Source organism: Pseudomonas sp. MF08817, from assembly GCF_059862705.1.
Genome location: NZ_JCBCUY010000052.1, coordinates 1 through 18,513 on the forward strand (window position 1 = coordinate 1; position 18,513 = coordinate 18,513).

The 18,513-nt window shown below is 53.5% G+C and carries 13 protein-coding genes and 2 pseudogenes; 10 read left to right on the forward strand and 5 right to left on the reverse strand.

Annotated elements, in window-relative coordinates; translation table 11 throughout:
* From AC19YR_RS22995 to AC19YR_RS23005, 3 genes and pseudogenes are all read left to right on the forward strand, one after another.
* Window positions 1–119: pseudogene (locus AC19YR_RS22995) on the forward strand (IS30 family transposase); the annotation flags it as partial.
* A 54-nt stretch (window positions 120–173) separates the two neighbouring features.
* Window positions 174–1,952: a hypothetical protein gene (locus AC19YR_RS23000; RefSeq protein WP_500600282.1), complete on the forward strand. Its 1,779-nt coding sequence runs from the start codon at window positions 174–176 to the stop codon at window positions 1,950–1,952.
* Window positions 1,953–1,967: 15 nt separating this feature from the next.
* The gene (locus tag AC19YR_RS23005) at window positions 1,968–2,414 is read left to right on the forward strand and encodes a hypothetical protein (RefSeq protein WP_125923840.1); all 447 of its coding nucleotides are present in this window, start codon (window positions 1,968–1,970) and stop codon (window positions 2,412–2,414) included.
* Window positions 2,415–2,702: 288 nt separating this feature from the next.
* Here AC19YR_RS23005 and AC19YR_RS23010 read toward each other — a convergent pair whose 3' ends face one another.
* Both AC19YR_RS23010 and AC19YR_RS23015 read right to left on the reverse strand, forming a co-directional pair.
* Window positions 2,703–3,377 (reverse strand): heavy metal response regulator transcription factor, encoded by a 675-nt coding sequence (locus AC19YR_RS23010; RefSeq protein WP_400631102.1) that lies wholly within the window; start codon window positions 3,375–3,377, stop codon window positions 2,703–2,705.
* A 487-nt stretch (window positions 3,378–3,864) separates the two neighbouring features.
* Entirely contained in the window at window positions 3,865–5,208 is a 1,344-nt protein-coding gene (locus tag AC19YR_RS23015) for an OprD family porin (protein WP_034137067.1), read from the reverse strand.
* A 405-nt stretch (window positions 5,209–5,613) separates the two neighbouring features.
* On the opposite strand from AC19YR_RS23015, the gene AC19YR_RS23020 reads away from it, so the two are divergent.
* From AC19YR_RS23020 to AC19YR_RS23045, 6 genes are all read left to right on the forward strand, one after another.
* Window positions 5,614–6,885 carry a TolC family protein gene (locus tag AC19YR_RS23020; protein WP_139273552.1) on the forward strand — a complete coding sequence of 424 codons (1,272 nt, stop codon included), beginning with the start codon at window positions 5,614–5,616 and terminating at the stop codon, window positions 6,883–6,885.
* Window positions 6,886–6,951: 66 nt separating this feature from the next.
* The gene (locus AC19YR_RS23025) at window positions 6,952–8,202 is read left to right on the forward strand and encodes an efflux RND transporter periplasmic adaptor subunit (RefSeq protein ID WP_400631104.1); all 1,251 of its coding nucleotides are present in this window, start codon (window positions 6,952–6,954) and stop codon (window positions 8,200–8,202) included.
* Window positions 8,203–8,226: 24 nt separating this feature from the next.
* Entirely contained in the window at window positions 8,227–11,388 is a 3,162-nt protein-coding gene (locus AC19YR_RS23030) for a CusA/CzcA family heavy metal efflux RND transporter (RefSeq protein ID WP_034137070.1), read from the forward strand.
* Between the two features lie 159 nt (window positions 11,389–11,547).
* On the forward strand, window positions 11,548–11,871 hold the full coding sequence (locus AC19YR_RS23035) for a DUF2790 domain-containing protein (protein ID WP_034137071.1): 324 nt from the start codon (window positions 11,548–11,550) through the stop codon (window positions 11,869–11,871).
* Window positions 11,872–12,021: 150 nt separating this feature from the next.
* Window positions 12,022–13,109 (forward strand): IS3 family transposase gene (locus AC19YR_RS23040; RefSeq protein WP_095010513.1). Its coding sequence is split into 2 segments (ribosomal slippage): window positions 12,022–12,274 and window positions 12,274–13,109, totalling 1,089 coding nucleotides; the frame shifts between segments, so codons are not numbered across the junction.
* Window positions 13,110–13,243: 134 nt separating this feature from the next.
* Complete coding sequence (locus AC19YR_RS23045) at window positions 13,244–15,241, forward strand: heavy metal translocating P-type ATPase (RefSeq protein WP_034137072.1); 1,998 nt, start codon at window positions 13,244–13,246, stop codon at window positions 15,239–15,241.
* Between the two features lie 76 nt (window positions 15,242–15,317).
* Here AC19YR_RS23045 and AC19YR_RS23050 read toward each other — a convergent pair whose 3' ends face one another.
* Both AC19YR_RS23050 and AC19YR_RS23055 read right to left on the reverse strand, forming a co-directional pair.
* Window positions 15,318–16,625 (reverse strand): OprO/OprP family phosphate-selective porin, encoded by a 1,308-nt coding sequence (locus AC19YR_RS23050; RefSeq protein WP_034137073.1) that lies wholly within the window; start codon window positions 16,623–16,625, stop codon window positions 15,318–15,320.
* A 209-nt stretch (window positions 16,626–16,834) separates the two neighbouring features.
* A complete protein-coding gene (locus AC19YR_RS23055; protein ID WP_103438541.1) occupies window positions 16,835–17,803 on the reverse strand; it encodes a LysR substrate-binding domain-containing protein in 969 nt (322 codons plus the stop codon).
* A 259-nt stretch (window positions 17,804–18,062) separates the two neighbouring features.
* Between AC19YR_RS23055 and AC19YR_RS23060 the strand changes: the two genes are divergently transcribed.
* Window positions 18,063–18,440: a GtrA family protein gene (locus AC19YR_RS23060; RefSeq protein WP_149415110.1), complete on the forward strand. Its 378-nt coding sequence runs from the start codon at window positions 18,063–18,065 to the stop codon at window positions 18,438–18,440.
* Here the strand turns inward: AC19YR_RS23060 and AC19YR_RS23065 are convergent.
* A pseudogene (locus AC19YR_RS23065) lies at window positions 18,387–18,513 on the reverse strand (IS5/IS1182 family transposase); the annotation flags it as partial. The gene AC19YR_RS23060 and the pseudogene AC19YR_RS23065 sit on opposite strands and share 54 nt — an antisense overlap.

Genomic DNA, 18,513 nt, shown 5'->3' on the forward strand with positions numbered 1-18,513 from the left:
TGACCGTCGAGGCGGTCAGTCGCGTGGTAACGAAGATCAATTTACGCCCGCGAAAACGCCTGGGCTGGAAGACGCCGTACGAAGTTTATGCAGGGGTGAGCGTTGCACTTATGTGTTGAATTCAGGATCTATTGGATTTTAAAGCGGTTGAAAGGACCTACGCAGAGCGCGGGGTGACCGGGAAGATTTCAACTTTAACAACACTTCAGGGCTTTGCTAAATGGATGCAGAAGCGAATTGGTTTAAGGGTAATCTATGATGCTCCAAAAGGCAGATGTAAGTATGGCCGGCATGGAAGTGAAGAGGGAAGAGAGCGAAAGTTCCTACCTACAGAGGTGATTAGAGATTTATTCGGATTGGCCACTCATCCAGAACTTTCTTTTCGGGATAGATTTTATATTAGTGCGCTAGTGATTAACGCAGCTGTGGGCGGTAGAATCAATGAGCTGGCATGTCTTCCTGTAGATTGCTTGATACAGCAAGAGGGGAAATGGGTTATAAAAATATTTCCCGAAAAGGGAGGGCGATTGTACTTCCGACCATTTCCGCAAGATTTATACCCAGCAGTACGCGCAGCGGTAGAATTTATCACTGAACATACTGCGGAAGGGCGTCGTATTGTTAAGAAAATGAGATTGAATCCAGGGGTGAATTGGAAGGAAGTAAAAAAAACGCCTATTAGTTTGAAATATTATGCGCGTAAGTTTGTCGCGAAATGGGTGAGCGAATTCGATTTGTATACGCCGCGAGGGGTTTATTATCAATCTACAGGGCAATTTGTAGATGTAATTCAGTTGGTTGGACGCCTCGGGCGTGTGTCTGAGGTCGCGGCATTTCTGGGTGCCTCTACACGAACAGTTGTCAAGTTGCTTCAATGTCAGAAAGCTATGAATTCTAAGATATTTATGTATGAGAAAGCTTGGAATGAATATTTGCCTTTGACTTCAAATGTATATAAGTGGCGAAGCAGGTTGAGGCGCCACCCTCATGCTATATCGTTGCAGCGTCTTGAGGCATTTTGTGAAGTTACCTTCAATCCATCATGGATGCGTGAGATTGTTGACGATATCCTTGATGAGGCTTTGTTGTGTCAGCTTGAGAATAAAACTTTTCCATTTCAGCCTGATTTTGAGTTCGAATTAAACTTTGCTCGAAAAATTCTGCCTACGATCCAAAAGAATGGTGTGGCAATTCTAGAGCCGGAAAATTCATTATTCATTATCCCGCGGAATTTGTTGACATTTTCTAATGCTAAGAGTGATAGGGAATTTAGGAAGGTTTCGGTTGGTATGTTTCAAGGGTGGCTTGATGGTACATCAAGAACTGAAGAGTCATTATTTAAGAAATTTAATGTCCTCGATCCTCGTACCGGTGAAGTGGCTGAGTTTTACTGGCATGATATTAGGCATTGGCTCAATACTGTCTATAAGCAGGGAGGTTTATCTGATGTTCAGGTGAACCTGATCCTAGGACGTTCAGACCTCACGCAGGCTCAGGTTTATGATCATACACCAGCTTTAAGCAGATCATTGATTCTGCAGGATATGATTGAAAGTGTTAGGCAAGATAGAGCTGTGGGGGTTATTCAAACAACTTTCAATAAACTTAGAATTGAAAATCGTCAAGCCGCAGAGGAATATCTTTCAGCAGCCATTCGTGTGGTTAATCCAATGCCACATGGAGCGTGCGCTCACAACCTTGCGTTGAAACCATGCCAGCACAGTCTGTCATGTTTGGCGAAGGGGACAAATGGCAAGCCTTGCGAGGATTTAATAGTGAACGTTCAAGATGATGCGCAGCGTCTGGAAATTGAAAGATTGAGCCGAGACGCTAACTTAATAAAGAATCATATCTTAACTGCTGGAGGGGAGTTGAGTCCGCAATACCAACATTTCAAAAATATTGAACTGTCGGCTGATTTTCTGTTGAATGAGATTTTTAAAAAGAATTAATATATCGGGGGGCTTATGCAGCTCAGAGGTGAGCGTCTAAAGGGGTATCTCAATTCTAAGATTTTGGAATTGATAAGTGTTCGCCAAAAAGAAATTGGAGGATATGTTTATAGCCAAAAAGAATTTTCTAAATACGCAGGAGTTTCTAGAGAGACAATCAGGAAATATCAATCTGAAATTGACGCTTGCTTGCGGTCTTGTCTAGTTTCAAAGATTAATCATGATGGCGATGCTAAATACAGGAATCTTCAAGAAAAGAATCATAAGCTTCAGCGTGAAGTTGTTATGGTGCGGACTATGTATGAAGCGATTCGAGTTCAATACATTGACCTTATCGAGGCAATGCTAAGTCACTCGATTGATATTAGTATCTTGATGGTAAAACCTGTTGGCCCCGGAGAGCTAGATCGTACTGGTGGGAATTGCGTTTTATGTGGTGGATCTCTAGATTCCACTGTCTGATTGGTAGTTTTCCAATCGGCAACCCAGAGCGATTTTTGCGATTAATGGCTGGATTGTTGGCTTTCGTTGCCCCGTTCCGCCACGACCGTCCTATCAGTACTCTGAGTGGATTGCGTATCACTAAATTTCTCGTGGTCTGGTCTCCTTGACTCCGGGTCAATGGGTGGTGCTTGTTGGTTTGACATGCTTATTGCGAAGATAAGTGCTGTTGGAATTAAAATTTAACTGTCAATGTAGTAGGCGCTGGATAATCAGTCGAGCTGTTTCCAAGGCTAGGCGGTTGGTCGCTTACAGCTTCTCAAGAACATAGCCCACGCCTCGGAGCGTGTGGATAAGCTTCGTCTCGAAAGGATCATCGATCTTGGCTCTGAGCCTTCGAATCGACACCTCTACAACGTTTGTATCGCAGTCAAAGTTCATGTCCCAAACCTGTGAGATGATCTGCGTACGGCTCAGTACCACCCCCGTGTTGCGCATCAGGTAGTGCAACAGTGCAAACTCTTTTGTAGTCAAATCGATGCGCTGGCCATCCCTGAAGGCTCTGTGACGGCTCTGGTCGAGTTCGAGGTCAGCTACACGAATTATCTCGACGGATGCAGGGTGGTCAGACCTGCGCATCAAGGCGCGGACCCGGGCCAGCAGTTCTGGGAACTCAAATGGCTTGATTAGGTAGTCATCTGCACCGTTCTCCAGGCCCCGAACCTTATCTGCTAGGCGACTTCTAGCCGTCAGCATCATGATACGAGAAGGGCAGTTTTTACGTCGCAACAGTTCAAGCACCTGCCACCCATCCATCTCCGGCAGATTGATATCAAGGATGATCAACTCATATTCGTGCTGCTTGGCCAGGAATAATCCATCTGAACCGGTATGGACGCAATCTACAACATAACCGCATTCAGTAAGGCCTTGACGCACATACTCCGCAGTTTTTACTTCATCCTCAATTACCAGAATTCGCATGGGATTTTGTCTCGACATCACTGAGCAATTAACCGCGCACGCGCGCCGGCGTTATTGAAATGAATGGTAAATCAAAAAGAGTTGTCTGGGGGCTAAATTACGGATTTGTAATTTCTAGGTAATATATTTGATAGTCTGGCGTTATATCTTGTCGCGGTTTGGGTTTGACAGATGCGAGCCCTCTCTCCAATAGGTGATTTGACCTTATGAAGTACTGGGTTATTCTATTCTTTGTTCTGGTTTCATTCCGTTCAGATGACGGCGAAGTTCCCCTCATTGAGGAGGCTGGACATTGGTGTAGCCATGAGCTGCATCGACATGCGATGCATGAACTCGAACAACTGCTCGAATTTTAGATAAAAAAAGGCGCCCAAAGGGCGCCAAATATTCACCTTTTACCAAAGGAGCACTTAAGCCACTCAAGGTGAATGCGTAATGCACGTTTTTCTGAGGGGCCAGTTCATGGAAAACTGATCCGATCAGAGAATTACAGAATAGAAAGCGGGTATTCAATGATCACGCGAGTTTCATCAAGGTCCGATTCGAAAGCAGTGGCACGCGTGGTAGCTTGGCGCAACCGGAAGGACAAGTCTTTAGCCGGGCCGGTTTGAACGACATATTTCACCTCGACGTCACGCTCCCAACGTTTTTGATCGGTGAGCGGATTGCCGTTGTCGTCGGTACGCATGTAGAACTGGTTGGCGTTCGAGTAGTCTGCGCCCGAACCCCTTGCGTAGCGGGTCATGAACGTCAGACCAGGAATACCGTAGCTGGTGAAGTTAAGGTCATAACGCATCATCCAGGAGCGTTCTTTCGGCGAGTTGAAGTCGCTGTACTGGATCGAGTTGTCTACGAAGATTGAGTCCGACTGACGCAGGTAATCAAAATCGTCATCGCCATTGTTGCGCTGGTGTGACAGGGCCAAGGTGTGGGCGCCGTAGCGAACACCGACCTTGGCACTCCAGATATTGTTGTCGAACTCGCCCAGTCGGCGTTTACCTTCATCCACGGCTTTGTAGTAGTTGAACCCACCAATCAGCGCGAGGTCATCGCTCAGTGGGTAGGCGAAGCTGGTACCGGCGTAGTACTGGTTCCAGACATCTTTCAACTGGCTGCCGTAGACACTCACGGTCCAATTGTCGTTGATCGAGTAGTCACCGCCGCCGTAGCCGATCCAAGGCGAGTTGACCGGGCCGCCATAGAAGGTAACGAAATTGTCGTTCAGGTTACTGGAAACCGGTTGGCTCATTGCATGCAGTCGACCACCTTGCAGGGTGAGGCCCTGGATGCTGCTGTTCTCAACGGTCACGCCGCGGAAGCTTTCTGGCAGGAGGCGCGAGTCGCCCGCTGCGACGACCGGCGTCGATGGGAATACATCACCCACTTTCACCACGGTATCGAACAAGCGGATTTTGGCCGCTCCGCCAACCTTGGTGTATTCATCACGCGCCTCACCCTTGTTATCAACGGGCAGCACGTCGAAGGAGCTACGGCCGCCGTTGCGACCGTCGCCGGTATCAAGCTTGAGGCCGATCATTGCAAAGGCATCAACACCAAAACCGACGGTACCCTGGGTAAAACCAGAGTTGAATTTGGAAATGAGCGCGTGCGCCCAGGCTTCGGAGTAGCCGTTGGTGTTGCCCTTACCACTGTTGTAAGTGGGAGCCGAACTGTCGCGATTATCACGATTGAAGTAGAAGTTGCGGTTGAGCACTGTAAGGCTGCTGCCCTCAATGAAACCTTCTGGTTTGTCTTCAGCTTGAGCAGAAATTGCATAGCTTCCAGACAGCGCAGAAACTGCCGCCAAATACAGTGGTACTTTGATTTTCATCTGATGCTCCTTTGATTTACGGCAGTTTTTATTATGTGTACCGACGCGGGTGTCTTTATATGTTCTGACCCGGCGGCGCGCCTATGAAGAGCGCCGAGCTCATATTTGCAGGCCGAAGATAACGGGAGGGTGATAGGATAATTACAATTTCGTCATCTACAGGTTATCCGGGTGCCTAGCACCGTGTGTTAGCCATCTCTCTCGGTTGTAATCAAATCCTGGGTTCGACTGAATTTCTCAGTGTTTACGGGCATTACCCACTTTTCTTACGAAATTGTAATTTTCTAGCCACCCCTCTGATAGCTACCGCTCTTTAGAGTGCCATCACCTAATCCAGTGGGGCTTGGCAGCTGTTTCGGCGTTCTCGCCAAGCTTTATCGAAGTTTGTGCACGAGGACCATTAAAGTGCCCCGGTATATCCGCAATGTCTTTCCTAAGACCTCAATCTCACCCTGGAAGATAGCCGCACTCTGTGCGGTCATCTCCGGGCTGATGGCACCTGCTGCATTTGCCCAAAGCATCAGCTTGCCTCAAGCGCTTTCGACGGCGATGGATGCCAACCCTGACATGGCCGCCGCCCGTCAGGAGATTGGGATCGCAGATGGGGCACGCAAGCAGGCAGGGCTTATCCCCAACCCAACAATCTCGTACGACGTAGAAGACACCCGTCGCAGCACTAGCCAGACAACTGTGACGCTCAGCCAGACCCTGGAGCTGGGCGGAAAGCGGGGCGCACGTGTTGACGTCGCCACCTATGGCCAGACTGCTGCACAGCTGGAGTTGGACCGTCGAGTGAACGCTCTGCGCGCCGAGGTCGTTCAAGCCTTCTACGCAGCATTGCGAGCGCAGACTGGCCTAGATCTAGCCAAGCAATCTCTGGAGCTGACTGAGCGTGGTCTGCGCATTGTCGACGGCCGCGTTCGCGCAGGTAAATCCTCCCCAGTAGAGGCTACTCGTGCTCAAGTACAGTTGGCCGAAGCCAAGCTGCAGGTCAGACGCGCCGAAACGGAGAAAGCGACCGCTTACCAGCAGCTAGCTCAAATTACGGGGAGCTCGGTCACAGTATTCGATCGCCTGGATTCGCCGACCCTCTCCCCAGGTTTGCCTCCGGACGCTGAAGAGCTGTTGTCGAGGCTCGATCAAACTGCGGAAATGCGTCAGGCCGTGGTGCAGATCGACAAAAGCGATGCGTCCCTCGGCTCAGAGAAAGCTCAGCGAATCCCAGACCTCACTGTAAGCGTGGGTAGCCAGTACGACCGCTCCGTACGTGAACGGGTCAACACTGTAGGACTGTCCATGCCATTGCCGCTGTTTGATCGTAATCAGGGCAACATTCTTTCCGCTTCTCGACGCGCAGATCAAGCCCGAGACCAGCGCAACGCAGTTGAGCTGAGGCTGCGTAGCGAAACCCAAACCGCAGTAAACCAGTGGGCGACCGCCATGCAGGAGGTCGAGTCCTACGACAAGACCATTCTGCCGTCCGCACAGCAGGCTGTGGAGACCGCAACTCGCGGTTTCGAGATGGGCAAATTCGGCTTCATCGAAGTGCTGGATGCCCAGCGCACCTTGATCGTCGCTCGTGGCCAATACCTCGATTCGTTGGCAACAGCGACCAATGCGCGTGCGCAGGTGGAAAGGGTTTATGGCGATGTCGGTTCGACTGCCGGCGTTCGTTGAACGGGCCAGAAATTTTCTTCGGCGCTCGGCATAACACGTCGGTGCCTATGATCAGCAGGAGTAGCAATGGATAACAAACGCAAGATCGCCCTCGCGGTCGCCGCTGTGGCAGCCCTTGGATTTGGCAGCCTTGCCTGGAACAACAGTTCCGGAGAGCAGGCCGCCAGTACCGTCGAGCACGGCGCTAACGATGGCCATGGCGATGAGAAGACGACCGCATCAGCCGCCAAAGAGGAGGGTGATGAGGGTCATGGTGCAGAAGGCCATAGCGAAGAGGGTGGTGAGGAAGAGGGCAAGCTGACCCTGAGCGCTGAACAGATCAAGGCAGCTGGGGTAGTCCTGGAGTCTGCGGCCCCCCGTGACCTCGGCACCGTTGTGACTTTCCCGGGGGAGATTCGTTTCGACGAAGACCGGACTGCACATGTTGTCCCTCGGGTCCCTGGCGTTGTTGAAAGTGTCCAGGCCGACTTGGGCGAAGCCGTTAAGAAAGGCCAAGTCCTCGCAGTGATTGCCAGCCAACAGATTTCTGACCTGCGCAGCGAACAACAAGCCGCACAGCGACGCGTAGAGCTGGCCCGCGTTACCTTCGACCGTGAGAAGCAACTGTGGCAGGACAAGATCTCCGCCGAGCAGGATTACCTGCAGGCACGCCAAGCGCTGCAAGAAGCAGAGATATCTCTGGCCAATGCCAAGCAGAAGGTCGGTGCCATCGGCGCTTCGGTCAATTCCGTAGGCGGCAATCGTTACGAGCTTCGGGCACCCTTTGACGCCGTGGTGGTAGAGAAGCACCTGACCATGGGTGAAGTCGTCAGCGAGGCGACTAACGCTTTCATCTTGTCCGACCTGAATCAGGTGTGGGCCACCTTCGCTGTCCCTCCCACTGAACTGGGCAAGGTGGTGACGGGCCGTGCGGTAAAAGTTTCATCGCCCGACATGAACGTCGAGGTCGACGGCAAGGTGGGTTATGTAGGCAGCCTGCTGGGTGAGCAAAACCGTGCAGCGACCGTTCGCGTTACCTTGACCAACCCTCACGGCGCCTGGCGTCCAGGTCTGTTCGTGAACATCGCCGTCACTTCTCAGACCGATCGAGTGGCTGTGGCCGTTCCTGAAGGCGCCGTGCAGACCGTTGAAGACAAACCCTCGGTATTTGTGCGCACCAGGGAAGGCTTTGACACTCGGCCGGTAAAAACGGGCCGCCGTGACAATGGATACGTGGAAATCATCGACGGCATCCAAGCCGGCGCCCAAGTAGCAGCCAGTGGCAGCTTTACACTCAAGTCTGAGCTCGGCAAAGCGTCTGCCGAACACGGTCACTGATGCGAACTGACAGGATGATTTCTCATGTTTGAACGTATCATCAGATTCGCCATTGAGCAGCGCATCGTTGTAATGATCGCTGTTCTGATCATGGCCGGCATCGGTATCTACAGCTATCAGAAGCTGCCCATCGATGCGGTACCCGACATCACTAACGTCCAGGTGCAGATCAACGCTGCTGCGCCTGGCTATTCGCCATTGGAAACTGAACAGCGGATCACGTTTCCAGTTGAAACGGCCATGGCCGGTCTCCCGGGCCTTCAACAGACCCGTTCCTTGTCTCGCTCTGGCCTGTCTCAGGTCACCGTGATCTTCAAGGATGGCACTGACATCTTCTTTGCCCGCCAGTTGATCAACGAGCGGCTGCAAGTTGCGAAGGAGCAGTTGCCAGAGGGCGTTGAGGCTGTCATGGGTCCGGTATCCACTGGGCTTGGTGAAATTTTCTTGTGGACCGTTGAAGCTGAGGATGGTGCGGTCAAGGAAGACGGTACACCGTACACCCCAACCGACCTGCGTGTGATCCAGGACTGGATCATCAAGCCGCAGCTGCGGAACGTCCCAGGTGTGGCCGAGATCAACACCATCGGTGGTTACGCCAAGCAGTTCCTGGTCGCGCCGGATCCGAAGCGCCTAGCTACATACAAACTGACCCTCAATGATCTGGTCGCAGCGTTGGAAAGCAACAACGCCAACGTCGGCGCCGGTTACATCGAGCGTAATGGTGAGCAGCTCCTCATCCGTGCGCCAGGGCAGGTCGGTAACATCGAAGACATCGCCAACATTGTGATCACCAGTGTCGATGGCGCACCGATTCGAATCAGCAACGTCGCTGACGTTAGCATTGGCAAAGAGCTCCGGACGGGGGCTGCCACCGAGAACGGTCGCGAAGTCGTACTCGGCACCGTGTTCATGCTGATCGGTGAAAATAGCCGTACCGTGTCTCAGGCTGTTGCCGCCAAACTGGCTGACATCAACCGTACCCTTCCAGAAGGTGTGGTTGCCGTGACGGTCTACGACCGCACCAACCTGGTTGAAAAAGCTATTGCAACTGTGAAGAAGAACTTGGTGGAAGGCGCGATTCTAGTAATCGCCATTTTGTTCCTGTTCCTCGGTAACATCCGTGCTGCACTCATCACCGCGATGGTGATCCCGTTGTCCATGCTGTTCACCTTCACCGGTATGTTCAACAACAAGGTCAGCGCCAACCTAATGAGCTTAGGCGCACTCGACTTCGGAATCATCGTCGACGGTGCCGTGGTAATTGTAGAAAACGCGATCCGTCGACTGGCTCATGCGCAACACAAGCATGGCCGTATGCTCACCAAAGCTGAGCGCTTCCATGAGGTCTTCGCTGCTGCGGGTGAAGCTCGCCGGCCACTGATCTTCGGTCAGTTGATCATCATGGTGGTGTACCTGCCGATCTTCGCCCTGACCGGCGTCGAGGGCAAAATGTTCCACCCCATGGCCTTCACCGTTGTGATGGCGCTGCTGGGTGCAATGATCCTCTCCGTCACCTTCGTTCCGGCAGCCATCGCCATGTTCGTCACTGGCAAGGTCAAGGAAGAGGAAGGCGTGGTGATGCGCACTGCGCGGCTGCGTTATGAGCCGATTTTGAAGTGGGTCCTTGGGCATCGGAACATCGCGTTCTCGGCCGCTGTAGTCCTGGTCGTGCTCAGTGGTGTGCTTGCAAGTCGTATGGGTAGCGAGTTCATTCCAAGCCTCAGTGAAGGTGACTTTGCGATGCAGGCCATGCGCGTGCCAGGTACGAGCCTGACCCAATCCGTAGAAATGCAGCAACGCCTTGAAAAGGCTGTGATTGAGCAGGTCCCGGAAGTAGAGCGGATGTTTGCGCGCTCGGGTACAGCCGAAATCGCATCCGACCCGATGCCGCCTAACGCCTCCGACGCCTACATCATGCTCAAGCCTCAGGATCAGTGGCCCGACCCTAAGAAGCCTCGCGATGAGCTGATTGCTGAAGTGCAGAAAGCCGCAGCCGGTGTCCCAGGCAGCAACTATGAGCTGTCCCAGCCCATCCAGTTGCGTTTCAACGAGCTGATCTCGGGCGTACGGAGTGACGTCGCAGTGAAGGTGTTCGGCGATGACATGGACGTGCTCAACAACACGGCCAACAAGATCGCTGCAGCGCTCAAAGCGGTACCGGGCTCTTCGGAGGTCAAGGTTGAACAGACCACCGGCCTGCCGGTGCTGACCATCAACATCGACCGCGAGAAAGCCGCACGCTACGGCCTGAACATCGCGGATGTACAGAACTCGATCGCCATCGCTGTCGGCGGTCGTACGGCCGGCACGTTGTATGAAGGCGACCGTCGCTTCGACATGGTGGTGCGCCTGCCTGAGACCGTACGTACCGACGTAGCAGGTATGTCCAGCCTTCTGATCCCTGTACCGGCCAATGCATCTCAAGGTGCCAATCAGATCGGCTTCATCCCGCTGTCGCAGGTCGCTAACCTGGACCTGCAGCTGGGTCCGAACCAGATCAGCCGCGAGAACGGCAAGCGTCTGGTGATCGTCAGCGCCAACGTCCGGGGCCGCGACCTGGGGTCGTTCGTTCAAGAGGCAACCGCTTCGCTGGATGCCAAGGTGCAGATTCCTGCTGGTTACTGGACCACCTGGGGTGGCCAGTTCGAGCAGCTCCAATCGGCGGCCAAGCGTCTGCAGATCGTGGTTCCGGTGGCCTTGCTGCTGGTCATGACCCTGCTGTTCCTGATGTTCAACAACCTGAAAGACGGCATGCTGGTGTTCACCGGTATTCCATTCGCACTCACCGGTGGCGTCGTGGCGCTGTGGCTGCGGGACATCCCGCTGTCGATCTCGGCTGGGGTTGGCTTCATTGCACTGTCCGGCGTCGCGGTACTGAACGGCCTGGTGATGATTGCCTTCATCCGCGGATTGCGAGAGGAGGGACGAACGCTTAGGCAGGCCGTCGACGAAGGCGCGTTGACCCGACTGCGACCTGTGCTGATGACAGCCCTGGTGGCGTCCCTGGGCTTCATCCCGATGGCCTTGGCAACCGGTACCGGTGCAGAGGTTCAGCGGCCACTGGCGACAGTGGTGATTGGCGGGATCCTGTCCTCCACCGCGCTGACTTTGTTGGTGCTCCCTGCCCTGTATCAATGGGCACACCGCAAGGATGAAGACGGTGATGAGGCCGAAGTGGTTAGCTGATAGCCACTAAAGAGAAGCCCACAACACACGTTGTGGGCTTTTTTGTTTTATATGAGCCAGATGCACTTACCTTTCAAAATTGTAAGTTTCTCGTCATGCCAGTGATGCCTATGCGTTGCTAAAGTTACGCCCGAGAAGATTTGAATTTGAGAGGTTATTATGAAAAAGCTAATTATTGCTGCTGCACTTGTTGTTTTCTCGATGGCTTCGCAGGCCAACACTTTCTCAGAAAGCAAGCAGCTGCAATATATCAACGACCACCAGACCGCTGTGGCGAAGTATGCCGAGAAAAATGGCAAGCCGATGCCGGAAATTCAAGATTACAAATACGGCATGAAAATCGATGTGGCGAAATTCGTGCGCCAATCTCAAGACCCCCGCACCTGCCAGGTCTACCCACGGTTGATGAGCTTCGAGGACTCCCAGGGTACGCTCAAAACGGTTCGCTACTCCATGTACTCGCAATGCATCAACAATAAGTAGTGAGCGCTTTGAATAGAATAATTAATGAATTCATAAATGCCAGGCAGAGCCTGGCATTTTTTATTTCCCCTGCGTGCCTTGGTAATCCCCCCTGAAAAGAATACTCACCAGAAGTAGAATTTTCTCCTAATCGGATCAAGGAAATTTTGCGTGAAGAGATCACGTTTTTCAGACAGCCAAATCATGGCCATTCTCAAGCAAGCCGAGGCTGGAAGCCCGGTGCCAGAGCTATGTCGCGAGCACGCTATCAGCTCGGCCACCTTCTATAAGTGGCGCACCAAGTTCGGCGGTATGGACGCATCGCTGATGGCTCGGTTACGCGAGTTGGAGGATGAGAACCGGCGTCTCAAAAAAATGTACGCCGAAGAGCGGCTCAAAGCCGAAATCATCCAGGAAGCCATGGCAAAAAAGTGGTGAAGCCATCGCGGCGACGAGAGATGGCGCAGGAAGCGGTTCGTTCAGGTCGATGCAGTATCAAGCTCGCGTGCCTGGCCTTCGGGGTCAGCAGCACGTGCTATCGCTATCAATCGCGCCTATCGCCTGAAAACGCCGAGATCGCCGATCACCTGATCCGACTCACGCATAACCAGCGCAATTGGGGGTTTGGCTTGTGTTTTCTGTACCTGCGCAACGTGAAGGGCTATGGCTGGAACCATAAACGGGTGTATCGGATTTACCGCGAACTGGAACTGAATCTGCGGATCAAGCCGCGTAAGCGCATCGTGCGCGAGAAGCCTGAACCGCTGGCCGTTCCGCAGGCAGCCAACCAGTGTTGGTCGATGGATTTCATGCACGATCAGTTAGCTGATGGACGCAGCTTTCGGGTTTTTAATCTGATTGACGACTTCAACCGCGAAGCCCTGGGCATGGAGATTGATTTATCGCTACCGGCTGAGCGCGTGGTGCGTGCGCTGGATCAGGTCATTGAATGGCGTGGTAAACCGCAGGCGATCCGCAGCGACAACGGCCCAGAATTCATCAGTGCCAAGCTCGCTGAGTGGGCGAAGAAACGAGGCATCCGCTTGGACTTTATTCAACCGGGTAATCCACAGCAGAATGCTTACGTTGAACGTTATAACCGGACTGTGCGCTATGACTGGCTGGGACATTACTTGTTTGAGTCGATAGCCGAAGTTCAGGACTATGGTACGAACTGGATCTGGACATACAATCACGAGCGCCCGAATATGGCCCTCGGCGGCATTACCCCAAAACAGAAGTTGGCCCTGGTGGCCTGAGGTCTACTTCTGGTGAGTTTTAGGAATGGGGGGATTACCCCTTGTTAAGAGCGTCACTCTTAATGATCAGCCCTCGGGCAAGCCGTGAAATAGATTTCAGCTAATCAATAGCGATACCCCAGAAGGTACGAGTTATGAAAAGTTTGCTTGAACGCCCCGACGACCAAGCGGGGCACGAAGGCCACAGCCATGAGCATGGGGGCATCTTCGGCATGAACACCGAGTTGGTCTTCGCACTGATCTGTGGTGCGCTGCTCGGTGCCGGAGTTCTGGCCGGAAAGCTCGGGCTGATCGACAGGCTGCCGCTAGTTCTGTACGTATCTGCCTACGTGTTCGGTGGATGGTTCACCACCAAGGAGGCGATCAGCAATATCCGCCAGAAGCGCTTCGAAATCGACACGCTGATGCTGCTCGCCGCAGCGGGGGCCGCGAGCATTGGCGCCTGGGCAGAAGGTGCACTGCTGTTGTTCCTGTTCAGCCTGGGGCATTCACTGGAAAGCTATGCGATGGGCAGAGCCAAGAAAGCCATCGAGGCACTTTCCAAGCTCGCCCCTGCCACCGCCATCGTGCGGAGCACAAACGGCACGAAGGAGTTGCCTGTAGAACTCCTCGTGCCTGGCGACATTGTCATCGTACGCCCCAATGACCGTTTGCCGGCCGATGGCTTTGTGGTCGTAGGCTCTTCAAGCATCAACCAGGCTCCCGTGACTGGTGAGAGCGTCCCGGTGGACAAGCAACCAGTCGCTGATGCCGCTCTTGCCCGCAGCAAGCCGGATGCCGTGGATGCTGTGTCGAAAGTCTTCGCCGGCACCATCAATGGCGAAACCCTGATTGAGGTCGAAGTAACGCGTCGCTCCACGGAAAGCACCCTGGCGCGGGTCATCAAAATGGTCAGTGAAGCCGAGGTCAGAAAGTCGCCGACTCAACGCTTCACAGACCGTTTCCAAAGGGTGTTCGTCCCCTTGGTCCTGCTTCTGGTGGTAGGGCTGATGTGTGCTGGCATTTTCATCGATGAGCCATTCCGTGATTCGTTCTACCGTGCCATGGCGGTCTTGGTCGCAGCCAGCCCGTGTGCGCTTGCGATTGCTACACCCAGCGCCATTCTTTCCGGCATCGCCAGGGCTGCCAGAGGCGGGGTACTGATCAAGGGCGGTGCTCCGCTCGAAGAACTCGGTTCTTTGAATGCCATGGCCTTCGACAAAACCGGCACCCTGACCGAGGGGCGTCCCCGCATCACCGATGTGATACCGCTAGCCGGTACCCAGGTTCCGGACCTGCTGGCCGTCGCTATCGCAGTGGAGTCTATGAGCGACCACCCACTCGCCGCAGCTATCGTGCGCGACGGCGAGGAGATGATTGGTAGCAGGGGCAAATACCAGGCCAGGAACCTGAAAAACCTGGTTGGCCGCGGCGTACGCGCTGAGCTGGATGATCAGTTCGTCTGGATTGGCAAAGTCGAGATGTTCGGTGCCGACGCCATTCCGGCCCTTAGCAAAGCCGCCCTAGAGGCAGCAGAGCGCCTGCGCCAGTCGGGCCGCACTACCATGGTGGTGCGCCGTGCTGACAAGGATCTGGGGGTGATCGGCTTGTTGGACACCCCCCGAGAAGGAGCGAAAGAGGCACTCCAGAAACTCAGGGAAATGGGCATCGACCGCATGATCATGATTTCCGGGGACCACAACCGCGTCGCCGAAGCAGTGGGCAGGCAAGTCGGCCTGGACGAAGCGTGGGGAGATCTGATGCCAGACGACAAGGTACAGGCGATCAAGAACCTTCGCCTCAGCTCCCAAGTCGCCATGGTGGGCGACGGCGTGAATGATGCGCCTGCCATGGCCCATTCGAGCGTAGGCATCGCAATGGGGGCGGCAGGCTCCGATGTCGCCTTGGAAACGGCCGATATCGCGCTGATGGCAGACGACATCCGGCAGCTTCCCTTTGCGGTCGGCCTCAGTCGTCACACCCGCTCGATCATTCGCCAGAACCTGTTCGTCAGCCTCGGAATCGTGGCCATCCTGGTTCCCTCCACCATCATGGGCTTGAGCATCGGCGCTGCCGTTGCCATTCATGAGGGTTCCACGCTCCTTGTCGTGTTCAATGCCCTTCGCCTGTTGGCTTATCGTAAAGACGCCTGATCATTGAACGAAGCGCACAAAAAAGCCGGGAGTGCACTGAGCGCTCCCGGCTTTTTTGTGTCACCTGATTGGGGAATCAGAACACGTATTGTAGGCGAGTGATGAAGGCGTTGCCTTTGTCGTCGCCGACAGTGTTTTCGTTGTTGTCTGTGCGCACGTTGATGTAGTTGGCACTGACTTTCACCGCCTCGTTGACGTACCAGTTCACGCCGACCGTGTGGCTCTTGGCCTTGCGTTCATCGGATTGGTCCGCGGTGGCAACCAGATTGCCATCCTCGACCTTGATATCGTCGAAGCGGTAGAAAACTTCCCAGGCGCCCAGATCTTTGTTCTGTGGCTTGATGGTGTCGAATTTCGCGCCGTCGAGCTTATAAATTCGCGGTTCGCCGGTCAGCGTGTACGCCATCTGTGCGTAGTAACCCGAAGCCTTCATGTCATTGGCGGACTGATCAGCCTTCAGCTTGCGGCGAAGGTACTCAGCTTGAACGGAGAATGGACCCGTGGCCCAGGCGCCTTCAACGCCCCAGACCGAATCGTTGTCCCAAAGGCCTTCTTGCGCAGCAGCACCACCGAACAGCATGCGATTGCCGTTGGTTCCCGCATCGCCGCCGCCGTTGGTGTCTACACCGCGAACGCCCAGGCGCGAGCGTATACGGGTGTCGACGGCGCTGTCCTTGAGGTCGCGATAGGCATACTGGGCACCGACATGCAGGACATTACCGTCAGAGTGCAGCGGTGCGAAAACACCACGCACGTTGTAGCGCTTGGTGCTGTCACCGTCGGAGTCGTTGTTGGTTTCGCTGAAAACGCTACCCGACAGGTAGGCCATGTCAGCGATGGTGCTGGTCGCCTGAACACCCATGCCGGCGTTGTCGTTGATCCAGTCGGCTACGTCGTAGGAGAGGTTTCGCTCCATGGCAGTTGTCCACTTCGAGCTGGTTGCCTTCTCAAGACCGAAATCGGTGTAGAAGCGGCCGAAACGCAGCTGGACTGGGGCGAAGCCGGTGTACGTCAGGCTGGCCTCATCAAAGTAGCCATCGGAGTCGTTACCAGTGTTGCGGGACAGGTCATAGTTGACCTGGTATTTCCAGTCTCGGTACAGAGTGCCGCCGAACTCGATGTAGGCGCGACGGAAGTAGGCCGCATCTGCGGTATCGCCGTTCTTGGTGAAGACACCGTCGAATCGGCCATAGTCGGCCTGAACGCGACCGCCCAATTTGAAGCTGAATTCCTTGTCGGTGGTAGAAAGTTCAAGACCGCCCTTGGTTTTTAGAACTAGGTCAGCTCCGTCGGTAGTGACTGTTCCGGAAAATGCTTGCGAGGAAAATGTGCCTACTATTGCAGCGACCAACAGCTTTTCCCGCATGTTCGAAGAACGGATCATTGCTTGCCTCTCGTGTGTTAAGTGCTAGCAGCCGACAGATTGTTTCGCCCTGTGCCGGCCGTTATAGATCTTGAAGATAGGAGCAGGTCACGTTCGTCACCCGCTGTAACAAGATGCCTTTGTTCTAAGCACTCTGACTAGTTTGCAAGCAAAAATGACAGTTGTGTTGCTGGAGTGTTAAGGGGAGATTTTGTAACCTAACAAAATTGTCACCGAACAAGCCAATCCTTCTTATCAAAAAAGCTCTTTTTTATCAATCTGCGGATCTCCAATACCTGTGGGTTACGAATGCATGTCGATTTGATAACAAGATAGATATCTTTCTCCACTAGGTCATCCAGGAAACCCGGTATAGGAATGATGTTCCTTTCCATTTTTCTACTGTAGTCCGGCAGCACACCGATGCAAGCGCCTCCGACGACGAGGCCGCGTGACAAGTTATAGTTTTTTACCCGTGTTGTGCCTCCCTGATGCTCGGCCATTATCGAAGCCCATTTTTGTGAGTCTGCCAAGATCTCATCATCCCAAGGGACAACGAGCATGAAGTTATGCAGATCCACGTTCTCAACTGGCAGCGTGACGCTTCGTGAGTAGCGACTGGAAATAAACAGCGAATGCCCAATTCGACCAAGCCTTTCAAACCTATAGGTAGGGTTTCGATCGAGCTCGCCGTCATCATCCGGGGTGACGAAAATTATGCCTACATCAACTTCACACTCAGAGAGCATTCTCGCTGTGCACTCAGAGTGGATTTCTAGTTGCATTTCGGCATGATCCCGCACATATGCGACCAGATCGCGGTTCACGATGTCGCTGAGCACCGGCTCCGTGATCGCGATGGTAAGCCTGGGCACTTCCTTCTCGCCGGCCTTGCCGAGGCCGTCTGGGCCGAAGAGCTGGCTCAGGTAATGACTGACCCTTTCGCCTGTGCGCGTCAGAGCAAGCTTGTTGTGCTTATAGACAAATACTGGAGCACCGATGTGCTCCTCAAGCTTTTCTAGGCGTTTCCGCAAGCCTACCACCGGTACATTGAGCCCTCGGGCAGCCTGTTTGAAACTCGCACAACGTGCTGTTGCGAAAAATTCTAGCGCTAGCTGATCATCAATTGGCAGATCATCCAATATGTCAGGACTGTAAGAAACAGAGCCGCTTGTATATGTTTCATTTTGTGTAACCATTAGGTCCCCCTTGATGCGGGGAATTTATCTCAACGCCGCCCGGCATTCCTTATATTGTCAACATTGTAATGTGTAGGTCATGCGTGCGTTATTGGAGGCCCTTCATTGCCAAAGCGTAATTTTCAAGCAATCCTGCTGATATTATAGCCTGCTAGCCTAGCATCCCGTTTTTTTGTTCCTCGAAACATGTGTGTTTAGGTAGCGGTGCTTTTACATTTGATTCACCATTTTTTCACCTTTGCCTCCATAGGCTTCGGACATGGAAAATAAAAGCCCACCTCTTTATAGGTTACTGATTCGTTATCTAGGGATCGGATTCATAGCCACTGCAATCCATTATTTTGTGTTCCTGTTGCTGGTAGCTACAGAGATGTCTACGCCATTTCTAGCCAGTATTTTCGGCGGCCTGGTAGGCGCTATTGCAAGCTTCATAGGTAATAGGGCGTACTGTTTTAAGGCGGATGGCTTTCGGAAATTTCAGCCTCTTCGGTTTGCACTGGTCGCGCTAGCAACAAACATCGGCAACGGCGTGGGTATGTGGTTGCTCATCAAGTCGAATCTGTCACCGCTCATCTCCCAGGTCCTAGGCTCTGTACGTAAAGTATTGTCGCAAGCACCGCATAGCGCAGGCCAATGAGACCATCGCCGCAAAACTTGTTGCGAGCTTGTCGAAGCGCGTCACGATGCGACGGTTCTCCTTCAGCCAGCCA